Below are 10,049 nucleotides of genomic sequence, written 5' to 3'. Positions count from 1 at the left end.
CAGGCTTTATTGTCCGAGATCAAGGCTGTTCATTCGACAGATCAATAGAGTCCCTCCTCTTTGTCTGTGAACGTCGGAACCAGCCCGTGGGGAGCCCTGTCTCCCTCGGCTTTTCGACGCAACCTGAATAAATATGACGAAGAGCGCATTTTCGCAAAATCCCATGAAAACGGGATGAACGACAGGGAAAGTCGGGTTATGTTGATAGAGTGTTGCGTCTGTCCTGAGTCCAGATCAGGACGGAGGCGGCCACAGGAAGTGGCTTTCCCGGAGTTTGGCGGCGGAGTGTGAGAGTGTCGGCGTCAGCTCAAGGAAGAAAAGGAAAAGCCGTGGCAAGCAGAATGATTTTATTGCAAACGCTTGTTGAGGTTCCTATGAACTTACAAAAATTAGAAGAACAAGTTTGTAAAGCCAGAATCGTATTTGAAGCCCATGGTCGGGAAATCAGCGACATTTATCTGGGACGCTTTCCCTACTGCGCCTGTCGCGCGGCGAGCGACATGCTCGGCACCTGGTTGACGGCGCATGGTTATGACAATGTGCACTTCGTCAGCGGTCTGCGCGGCGAGGAGCCGCACGCCTGGTTGGAAATGGGGGCGTTGATCGTCGATATCACCGGGGACCAGTTTATTGATGGGCCAGGTCGTATATATGTCGGCGCGGATAAGCGCTTTCACGATCAATTTGGCATGCAGGCAACCAGCGAATGCTGCCTGAGCGGCGTATTCGAAGCGCCTTATAGAACCTTCGCCGCCTATATGGAATCAGCGTCGGAATTTACCCCGCCACCTCCTCCGATGTATGCTTCGCACGCGATGCAAAGCATGGAATTATAGCCGTCACCGGAGTTAAGTTTGTCTTCCACCCTAGTCGCCAGAGCGCGCCAACTAAGCGCCTGGTTTCATGTCCTTTTGTGCGGTTTGTGCCTGTCTCCTCCCTGGTTCGCGCTGGCGATAGCTATGGGCGTGGGAGATCAGCGGCTGTGGACTGTCACTCTGGAAGCCGCGCCCTATGGTCTGACAGCGATGGCGTTCGCTTACCTGTATGGGAAAAAGTTTGGGGACTGGTATTTACCTGTCGATGGTGAAAAACCAACATTTGAGATTGTTTGTGCTTCCTGCGTGGTGTCTTTTTTGGCGGCTATCAGCACAGGAGCATGTATTGGTCTGATCTCATCCGTATGGGAAGGGATGGATGGACTTTCTGTCGGGTTATTCGCTGGATTGGCCGGATACCTTTGCGCGCTGCCGCTGATATTGATTATGGGTGGACTGGGAGGCTTGGCGCTGACCCGGCGCCTTAACAAATTGGCGGCGGACTTAAATCAGGCGGTTAAGCCCGCTTAAATCTCTGCTTAAGGAGTATGCGTGTCTCCCCAAATTATTGCCAGAGCGCGTCAGCTTAGCGCTTGGTTTCATGCCTTTTTATGCGGTTTGTTTCTTATACCGTTTTTTGCATATGGCCTTTTTACATCTAGCAAAGATATTTTACCGGCGTCCAAGATGCTCCTGGTTGATTGGGGGCCAATTATTCTGGGGAGTATGGCGCTTGCCTATGTTCATGGGAAATTGTTGGGACATTGGTATCTACCGTTGGAAAAAAAACGGTCTACATTCGTGAAACTACTCACTTCCTGCGTCGTTTCTTTTTTGACGGCGGCCAGTTTCAGTCTGTTGGCTGGGGTGGCGGGAGTGATCGCTTTGAAAAGTGTTGAATCAGGCTTGGGAATCGCTCTCCTGGGTATGGTTGGCGGGTCGCTCATTGTTGTAAAACTGCTTCCATTGATTGCGCCGCTTGGTGGACTGGGCGGCTGGCTAGTGATGAAACATTGCGCCAAAATGATCGAACAGGAGAGCAACGAGGTTTCCTGATTTCGCCTCTCTGAACTTCCGGCGTATTTTTTACAACAGCTTTGTAGAAAGCGCCTTTTCTGCACTGAATATTTGCGCTTATTTTTTATTCTTATTTTGGTTTGTTTTCATTTAAATCAATGGCTTAAATTGAGTTGGCCCGCTTTCTGCTGTAGTAGGAATGAGAGCTTTGCAGCGATATTCGCAAAGCGACTTTTCGAGAACCAGCTAAGGAGAAAGACTATGAATTGGGACCAAATTGAAGGCAAATGGGATCAGTTTAAAGGTAAAGCCCAGCAGAAGTGGGGCAAGTTGACGGATGACGATCTCGACGTAATTCGTGGCCGTCGCACCGAGCTTTCCGGCCGCATTCAAGAGCGTTACGGCATGGCGAAAGACCAGGCCGAACGTGAAGTTGACGACTTCGCCAAGAAGTTATAACCGGCGTCCCCCAGCCCCCCGGTTGTGGCCGCGCACCTGCGCGGCTCCCTCAGACATGTTTGCCCGTCACCTTCCGTGACGGGCTTTTTTGTATAAAAAATACCCCATTTATCTGATTTTATAGAGTTTTTGTATCGGGTTTCCGAAATCCGTATGATCTGCCTCAATTTGCCGGCGGGTCATGCTGGTTTGTGTCTATTGGTGTCGCCACACTTGGCGAAGTTAATGCCCGTGAGGGGGAGGGGTTAATGACTGTGTCGGATAAGCAGCCGCAACGGCTGAGGCTTGGCGCGTTGATCGCGTTGGTGGTGGGTTCGATGATCGGCGGAGGGATTTTCTCGCTGCCGCAGAACATCGCAACGAGCGCCGGAGCCGGAGCTGTGCTGTTGGGTTGGTTGGTGACCGGCGTCGGTATGCTGGCGTTGGCGTTTGTGTTTCAGACGCTGTCGCGACGTAAACCGGAACTGGACGCTGGAGTTTACGCCTACGCGAAGGCGGGCTTCGGCGCTTATATGGGATTCAACTCCGCCTGGGGATACTGGATTTGCGCCTGGATTGGCAACGTCAGTTATTTTGTGTTGCTGTTCAGCTCTTTAGGCTTTTTCTTTCCTGTTTTCGGCGAGGGCAATACGCCCGCGGCAGTGATCTGCGCGTCCGTACTGCTCTGGATGGTGCACGCCATGGTGCTCTCCGGCGTGCGCCAAGCCGCTTTTATCAACATTATCACTACTGTCGCCAAAATTGTGCCTTTGATTATGTTCGTCGTTTTGGCGTTTGTTGGGTTCAAGGCGGATTTGTTCAGCATTGATATCTGGGGCGTCGAGGAGCAGGCATTAGGGTCTGTACTGGATCAGGTGCGCAACATGATGCTGGTGACGGTGTGGGTGTTCATCGGTATTGAAGGGGCCAGCGTTTACTCGTCCCGCGCGCAGAATCGCTCCGATGTTGGCAAGGCGACGGTGCTTGGCTTTATTGGCGTGCTCGCTCTGCTGGTGATGGTCAACGTGCTGTCCATGGGCGTGCTCAGCCGCGCTGAATTGGCGGGGCTGAAGAACCCCTCCATGGCGGGCGTGCTGGAAGTGGTGGTCGGCGCCTGGGGTTCCAAGCTGATCAATGTGGGGCTGATCATTTCACTGTGCGGCGCTCTGCTGAGCTGGACGATGCTGAGCGCGGAGATTCTGTGCGTCGCGGCGAAAGACGGCGCTATGCCGAAGGCGTTGGCGCGCACCAATTCTCGCGGTTCGCCGCGGGGCGCGCTGTGGCTTAGCAACACTTTGATCCAGGTGTTTCTCATCATCACCCTGTTTTCGTCAGGCACCTATCTGGATCTGCTGTACCTGGGTTCCTCCATGATTCTGCTGCCTTATTTCTGGACGGCGTTTTATGCCTTGATGCTGTGTCTGCGGGGGGAAACCTACGGCGACAATGACCGCGTGCGCGGAAAAGATTTCGCCATCGCACTGGTCGCCGTGCTGTACAGCCTGTGGCTGGTGTACGCAGGCGGCGTGAAATACCTGCTGCTTAGCTCGATTCTTTATGCGCCGGGCGCGGTGGTTTTCGCCATTGCGAGGAGAGAACAGGGCGAACGCGTATTTACTCCGCTTGAAACCGGAGTGCTGGTTGTCTTAATTATGGCGGCTCTGGCGGGAATAGCTGGGCTGTATATGGGATATCTGTCGCTGTAGCGGCGTGATCAATAGAGTTCGCCTTTTCAAATCAATAGGTAAGCAAAGGAAGGATAGGCTATGACTGCTGCAACGCGCCTGGGCGTATTTTCGGAAGTGGGCAAGCTACGCAAAGTGATGGTATGTCGTCCGGGGCTGGCGCATCTGCGTCTTACGCCGGGGAATTGCGAAGAGCTGCTATTCGATGATGTGATCTGGGTGCAGCAGGCGAAGCGGGATCACTACGACTTCGTCAGCAAGATGCAGGATCGTGGCGTGGATGTCGTGGACATGCATGACTTGCTGGCGCAGACCATGGCGTTGCCGGAAGCCCGTCAGTGGCTTTTGGATCGCAAAATCACCGACGAACACGTGGGCGTTGGGTTAGCGGACGACGTGCGCGCCTGGATGGGCGAACTGCCGGACGCGAATCTGGCGGAGCTGTTGCTGGGCGGCGTGGTCGGCGGCGATCTGCCGGAAGACTTCGATAGCAGGGAAATGGCTTTGTTCCGTGAGTTCATGGGACGTTCCGGGTTTGTCATTCCACCGTTGCCCAACTCGATATTCACCCGCGACACCAGTTGCTGGATCTATGGCGGCGTGACGCTGAATCCCATGTATTGGCCCGCGCGCAGACAGGAAACGCTGCTGGCGGCGTCCATTTACCAGTTCCACCCGGATTTCGCGGGAGCGGATTTTAAAGTCTGGTGGGGCGATCCTGAAAAAGATCACGGCGCAGCTACGCTGGAAGGGGGCGACGTCATGCCTGTAGGCAATGGCGTCGTGTTGATCGGCATGGGCGAGCGCACCTCCCGACAAGCGATTGCGTTGGTGGCGCAGTCACTGTTTCGCCATGGCGCTGCGGAGAGAGTCATTGTCGCCGGCCTGCCGAAACTGCGCTCCGCGATGCACCTGGACACGGTTTTCACTTTCTGCGACCGCGATCTGGTGACGGTGTTTCCAGAGGTGGTCAACCGAATCGAAACTTTCTCTATTCGTCCCGGCGATAACGGCGCGGATGGACGTCTGGATATTCGTCCGGAAAAAGCCCCTTTTGTAGAGGTGGTCGGAGAAGCGCTTGGCTTGCCCAGGCTGCGCACGGTACAGACCGGCGGCGACAGCTATGAACAAGAGCGGGAGCAATGGGATGACGGCAATAACGTCGTGGCGCTGGAGCCCGGCGTGGTCATCGCCTATGACTGCAACACATACACCAATACCCTGCTGCGTAAAGCCGGCGTGGAGGTCATCACTATTACCGCCGGCGAACTGGGACGTGGCAGAGGCGGCGGGCATTGCATGACTTGCCCCATTATTCGCGATCCGGTTTAGGCGTTAATTATTTAGGTAACAAGGAGATTTCTTATGTCGCGCAACCTTCACAACCGCAGCCTTCTCAGTATGCTGGACTTCACTCCCCAGCAACTGCGATTTCTGCTGGATCTGGCCAGAGACCTGAAGCGGGCCAAATATACAGGCACCGAGCGTCAGCATCTCAAAGGCAAAAATATTGCGCTGATTTTTGAGAAGACCTCCACGCGCACCCGCTGCGCTTTTGAAGTGGCGGCCTATGATCAAGGCGCGCATGTGACCTATATCGACCCGACCGGATCGCAGATCGGGCACAAGGAAACCATGAAAGATACGGCGCGGGTGTTGGGGCGTATGTATGACGCCATCGAATACCGCGGCTTCCATCAGCATATTGTGGAGGAGCTGTCGCAGTACGCCGGCGTGCCGGTCTATAACGGTTTGACCGATGAATACCATCCCACGCAGATGTTGGCGGACGTCATGACCATGCGTGAGTTCAGCGACAAGCCGCTGCATGACATTTCCTACGCCTATGTCGGCGACGCCCGCAACAACATGGGCAACTCCCTGTTGATCATCGGCTGTCAGCTCGGTATGGACGTGCGCCTGGGCGCTCCCCGCGAGTTATGGCCCAAGGATGAATTGATCGAACAATGCCGGGAGATCGCCGCCCGCACCGGCGCCCGTATGACGTTGACCGATAAGCCAAGGGAAGCCGTTCGCGGCGTGGATTTCATTCACACTGACGTATGGGTGTCCATGGGCGAAGCGCCGGAAAGGTGGGGCGAGCGTATCAATATGCTGTTGCCGTTCCAGGTGAATGCCGCGCTGTTGGCGTCGGCCAATAATCCCCGGGTGAAGTTCATGCACTGCCTGCCCGCCATCCATAACTCGGAAACCAAGATCGGCGCGCAGATATTCGAACAGTATGGCCTGCACAATGGCGTGGAAGTGACAGACGATGTGTTCGAATCGGAAGCATCTATCGTGTTTGATCAGGCGGAAAACCGGATGCACACCATCAAGGCGGTGCTGGTCTCTACCTTGGCGGATATCTGATCGGGAGGCGCGGCGATGAGGATAGTAGTGGCTCTGGGCGGCAACGCCCTGCTGCGACGGGGGGAGCCCCTGACGGCGGACAATCAGCGCATCAATGTGCGCCTGGCCGCAGAGCGTCTGGCCGCCGTAGCGCCGGGTAATGAAATGGTGATTGCTCACGGCAACGGTCCGCAGGTCGGATTGCTGGCGTTGCAGGCGGCGGCCTATGCGTCGGTGTCGCCGTATCCCCTTGATGTGTTGGGGGCGGAAACCGAAGGCATGATCGGGTACATGATTGAACAGGAGCTAGGCAATCTGCTGCCTGCGGATGCGCCGCTGGCTACCGTGCTCACCCAAGTGGAAGTGGACCCGAATGACCCAGCTTTCCAGCATCCAACCAAGCCTATCGGGCCTGTCTACGAAGAGGCGGAAGCCGAGGCGTTGGCTTCTGAGAAAGGATGGCGCATCGCCCGCGACGGCGACAAATTCCGCCGCGTCGTCCCCAGTCCGCGGCCGCGCCGTATCTTTGAGATCCGGCCCATTCAGTGGCTGCTGGAGAAAAACACGGTAGTCATCTGCGCAGGTGGCGGCGGCATTCCTACACTGTATAACCGCGACGGCAAGTTGCAGGGCGTCGAAGCCGTGATCGACAAAGACCTGTGCTCCTCTTTGCTGGCGCAGCAACTGGATGCGGATCTTTTGATTATCGCCACTGACGTGGACGCGGTGTATCAAGACTGGGGAACGCCGGACTCCCGTCTGGTTACGAAAGCGCACCCGGACGCGTTGCAGTCGGACGCGTTTCCTGCCGGCTCCATGGGGCCGAAGGTGCAGTCCGCCTGCGAGTTCGCCCGTACTACCGGTAAGCCCGCAGTGATTGGTTCGTTGCGGGATATTGAAGCCATGATTGCAGGGGAGGCGGGCACCCGCATCAGTACGCAATTCGCGCCTGGGTCGTTGGAAGTAGCTTAAGGTTTGCCTGACTTCGCGCGGACTACGCTCAGTAGTCCGCCCAATTCTCGACGATTTTCGAATACACACCTTCCGCAATCATATTCGCCAGCGCCTGATCGAAGCGCTTGCGTAGATTGGCGCGTTGGGACTTCTTGGAGAAAGCGATGTAACTTGGCGTTTCCTCCACATTCGGCTGCAGGCGTTTGATCTGTGGTAAAGAACGCACTTTTTGGCCCTGCAGACGCCGGTACTCCAACAGAACGCCGCGTTGATCGCCGACGATGATATCCAGGTTGTCATTGATCAGGCGTAAAAACAGATCGTTCAGACTCACGGCGGTGACGAAGTCTGTGTTCAGCTCCATGCTGCGAAAGGCGTCGAATTTTTCGCCGTAGCTGAAATCCTGCAGGCCGCCAAAGCGAAACTGGGCCAGTTGCTGCAGGTCGCCATCGAACTGAATAGGACTGTTCTCCGGCACGAACAGTGAGACATTCTCCATCATCAACACCAGCGATGAGTAATCTGCATAGGTCTCCCGCACCGGCGTTTTCAACAACTCAAACACGCCGTCCACTTCGCCGTTCTCCAGATAACGCAGCGCCCGGCTCCAGGGCAGCTCGATCAACTTCACCGGTTCATCCATACGCCTGAAGGCCTCTTCCACCAGCGCCACGCTGATGCCTCGGGGAGCGTTATTTTCGTTGTAGTGATAGGGGACCAGACGCGTAAACGCGAGCACCGTTTCAGCCCAAACGGCGTGAGGGAAGAGCAGTATCAATAAAGCACACAAACGGAGCATGCAAAGCCTCCGGAAATTCTCTGACGCTGGACGATAACCTGAATCCGTCTGGCGCCGCCGATTCCGGCGGAGGCCTGTGACACTCCGTTGGCCTGAACCCGCCGCAGCGGGTCTATCGAGTAAGTATAGCCCAGCTTTTTAGAAGGTCAGACTTGTCGGTTTTTAGGGGGCTTACAGGAACCCGGATGTATCTATGTTTTGACGCTGGAGTGATCTGACGCTAATTAGGATTTATAGCGGGCAAAATAAGCGACCTTGGCGGCTCTATTTATCTTTCAGTGGGCAAGATGAATGCATTCGTTCTGATACATGATATAAGCTGGCGGCCAGTCATTGATCTTTTGCCCGGGGAACAACAATGAATAGAGCAATCGCCATTGCGTTAACCGCCTTTCTTACGACCGTTACCTATGCCGCGCCGCCATCCATTGGTTTCTCGAAGGCTGCTGCTTATGACGTTGTTAGCCAAGAAAAAATCAGTGAAGGCGATAACGATTACATATTCTCCTGCGTCGCGTCTAAAGCGATAGGAAAAGAAGAGCGGGCGCACACGATGGTGAAGGCGATAATGGATATCCAAAGCGCCTCGCCGGATATCAAAATTGCGCTGCACTTAGCTCCAGACCGTGCTCTATGTCAGGAAGGCCGATTGATTGGCGCATCCTATTACAGTCCTGACGGCTCTGGATGGAAGGGGGTTGGACGTGGCTCCTGGACGTGGAACATATCGACCACAGGCAAAAAAGTGACGGAGCAGGAAATTTCAGACACGGTTTTATACGAAAAAAGTAAGCCTGAGTTTAAGAAGAAGTTTGGTGATTTATATTATTCAGAAAAGCTTGATGAATATGTTAAATCCCAGCTTGGGCATGAGCCTAAGTACATCACTACAGGGCTTTGGGTGGATACTTATCACGTTGAGTGATGGAGCGATTATAAGCCCGCCAGGGATAAACACGCCGCTCATATATTGCTAACTCTATTGGGACGAATATGAAATTTACGCTTGCCCTATGGCTTTTGTTACTCTCGCTTTTCTCCCACTCAACGGAGTTGAGAATACATGAGCTAAGAAACTATGGCGCTATGCATTATCTGGAGTTCTACATGATGGAGAAAGATGGCGTTCCAGTGAAGGCGGCGTTTAAGGCGATGGAAATTCCCAAGTGCCCGTTCAATATGCGTTTGGTTGGAGGTATGTCGAAGGACACAATGAATGAACTTCGCGAGTTTTACCGACTGAACTATCCCGAACAATTAAATGCGTACCTGAATTCGCCGAGGGACAAGTTAGGTTCAGCAATTGCGCCGCTGGCGGCGCTTGTACCAGAGGCTTTGGCTTCCACCACCCTCCTCAGAGAAGTCGGTGAGGAGTTAAAAGACCGCAAGTGCGCGCTTGGCGATATCAGCTACGAAAAATTCGTCCCCAGCATCGAGGAAGGCTTTTGGGTGTCGGATATTTACATAAAAGTGGTCAAGCAGGCGGAATGATAGCGGGCGGCGCCCTGCTTATTTGGAGAAGGTTGAACCGTTGTTGTATGGCCCGACGCTGCGGGTCTATCGAGTCAGTACCGCTTAGTGGAGAACAGGGCTATGAAGGGTCCTTAATGGGCCTTCAGACAATTATTGTTGTGATTTTGTCTTTGCTTTGATGTTGAAAACTTGCCTTTGGTTGTGTTTTGATGCCTCCCATACCTGCCGCCAAAGATTAAAAATATACTCACTGACTTATCACAGAAACATCAAAGTCTTTGGAAGCGCCAGCGATACCAGTGAGCGAATTTGATTGGTGAACAAATGAGAGTGTGTCCTCATTGTAAAAACAAGATATCCATTAAAGGAGCGGGGGCGTCTAAAGAGAGTCCCGTTCGTTGCGCTCAATGTGGAAAGTATTCTTATCTCTTTCCTGGTTACTATGGCGTGACTCAGCTTTTTGTAACTCTATCCTTAACCTGGCTGGTTATTGCGGGCTTACAGTTTACATGGCCT

The 10,049-nt window shown here is 54.1% G+C and carries 11 protein-coding genes; 10 read left to right on the top strand and 1 reads right to left on the bottom strand.

Features of this window, described 5'->3' with window-relative positions; genetic code table 11:
* Positions 1–374 precede the first annotated feature (374 nt).
* From KP814_RS02110 to arcC, 8 genes are all read left to right on the top strand, one after another.
* The gene (locus KP814_RS02110; protein WP_216735193.1) at positions 375–836 is read left to right on the top strand and encodes a hypothetical protein; all 462 of its coding nucleotides are present in this window, start codon (positions 375–377) and stop codon (positions 834–836) included.
* A gap of 18 nt (positions 837–854) precedes the next feature.
* On the top strand, positions 855–1,346 hold the full coding sequence (locus KP814_RS02105; protein WP_216735192.1) for a hypothetical protein: 492 nt from the start codon (positions 855–857) through the stop codon (positions 1,344–1,346).
* 21 nt (positions 1,347–1,367) lie between these two features.
* Complete coding sequence (locus KP814_RS02100) at positions 1,368–1,871, top strand: hypothetical protein (RefSeq protein ID WP_216735191.1); 504 nt, start codon at positions 1,368–1,370, stop codon at positions 1,869–1,871.
* A 222-nt stretch (positions 1,872–2,093) separates the two neighbouring features.
* Positions 2,094–2,291: a CsbD family protein gene (locus tag KP814_RS02095; RefSeq protein ID WP_127968849.1), complete on the top strand. Its 198-nt coding sequence runs from the start codon at positions 2,094–2,096 to the stop codon at positions 2,289–2,291.
* A gap of 248 nt (positions 2,292–2,539) precedes the next feature.
* Positions 2,540–3,976, top strand: coding sequence for an arginine-ornithine antiporter (arcD, locus tag KP814_RS02090; protein ID WP_216735190.1), 1,437 nt, complete (start codon positions 2,540–2,542; stop codon positions 3,974–3,976).
* 60 nt (positions 3,977–4,036) lie between these two features.
* The gene (gene arcA, locus KP814_RS02085) at positions 4,037–5,287 is read left to right on the top strand and encodes an arginine deiminase (RefSeq protein ID WP_216735189.1); all 1,251 of its coding nucleotides are present in this window, start codon (positions 4,037–4,039) and stop codon (positions 5,285–5,287) included.
* Between the two features lie 33 nt (positions 5,288–5,320).
* Complete coding sequence (locus KP814_RS02080) at positions 5,321–6,328, top strand: ornithine carbamoyltransferase (RefSeq protein ID WP_216735188.1); 1,008 nt, start codon at positions 5,321–5,323, stop codon at positions 6,326–6,328.
* A gap of 15 nt (positions 6,329–6,343) precedes the next feature.
* Positions 6,344–7,279: a carbamate kinase gene (arcC, locus tag KP814_RS02075; RefSeq protein ID WP_216735187.1), complete on the top strand. Its 936-nt coding sequence runs from the start codon at positions 6,344–6,346 to the stop codon at positions 7,277–7,279.
* A 28-nt stretch (positions 7,280–7,307) separates the two neighbouring features.
* Here the strand turns inward: arcC and KP814_RS02070 are convergent, their stop codons facing one another.
* The gene (locus KP814_RS02070) at positions 7,308–8,060 is read right to left on the bottom strand and encodes an ABC transporter substrate-binding protein (RefSeq protein ID WP_216735186.1); all 753 of its coding nucleotides are present in this window, start codon (positions 8,058–8,060) and stop codon (positions 7,308–7,310) included.
* A gap of 358 nt (positions 8,061–8,418) precedes the next feature.
* Here KP814_RS02070 and KP814_RS02065 point away from each other — a divergent pair, with 358 nt between their 5' ends.
* Both KP814_RS02065 and KP814_RS02060 read left to right on the top strand, forming a co-directional pair.
* Positions 8,419–8,985 (top strand): DUF4875 domain-containing protein, encoded by a 567-nt coding sequence (locus KP814_RS02065; protein WP_216735185.1) that lies wholly within the window; start codon positions 8,419–8,421, stop codon positions 8,983–8,985.
* Positions 8,986–9,167: 182 nt separating this feature from the next.
* Positions 9,168–9,551, top strand: coding sequence for a hypothetical protein (locus KP814_RS02060; RefSeq protein ID WP_216735184.1), 384 nt, complete (start codon positions 9,168–9,170; stop codon positions 9,549–9,551).
* Positions 9,552–10,049 lie beyond the last annotated feature (498 nt).

This window comes from Hahella sp. HN01 (assembly GCF_018986435.1).
Taxonomy (GTDB): domain Bacteria; phylum Pseudomonadota; class Gammaproteobacteria; order Pseudomonadales; family Oleiphilaceae; genus Hahella.
The sequence above is the reverse complement of the archived record's forward strand: the minus strand, read 5'-3'. Positions and strand labels throughout refer to the sequence as shown.

Coding starts and splice junctions, on each gene's coding strand:
- KP814_RS02110 (WP_216735193.1), top strand. CDS start 375: ATGAACTTACAAAAATTAGAAGAACAAGTTTGTAAAGCCAGAATCGTA.
- KP814_RS02095 (WP_127968849.1), top strand. CDS start 2,094: ATGAATTGGGACCAAATTGAAGGCAAATGGGATCAGTTTAAAGGTAAA.
- arcD (WP_216735190.1), top strand. CDS start 2,540: ATGACTGTGTCGGATAAGCAGCCGCAACGGCTGAGGCTTGGCGCGTTG.
- arcA (WP_216735189.1), top strand. CDS start 4,037: ATGACTGCTGCAACGCGCCTGGGCGTATTTTCGGAAGTGGGCAAGCTA.
- KP814_RS02080 (WP_216735188.1), top strand. CDS start 5,321: ATGTCGCGCAACCTTCACAACCGCAGCCTTCTCAGTATGCTGGACTTC.
- arcC (WP_216735187.1), top strand. CDS start 6,344: ATGAGGATAGTAGTGGCTCTGGGCGGCAACGCCCTGCTGCGACGGGGG.
- KP814_RS02070 (WP_216735186.1), bottom strand. CDS start 8,060: ATGCTCCGTTTGTGTGCTTTATTGATACTGCTCTTCCCTCACGCCGTT.
- KP814_RS02065 (WP_216735185.1), top strand. CDS start 8,419: ATGAATAGAGCAATCGCCATTGCGTTAACCGCCTTTCTTACGACCGTT.
- KP814_RS02060 (WP_216735184.1), top strand. CDS start 9,168: ATGATGGAGAAAGATGGCGTTCCAGTGAAGGCGGCGTTTAAGGCGATG.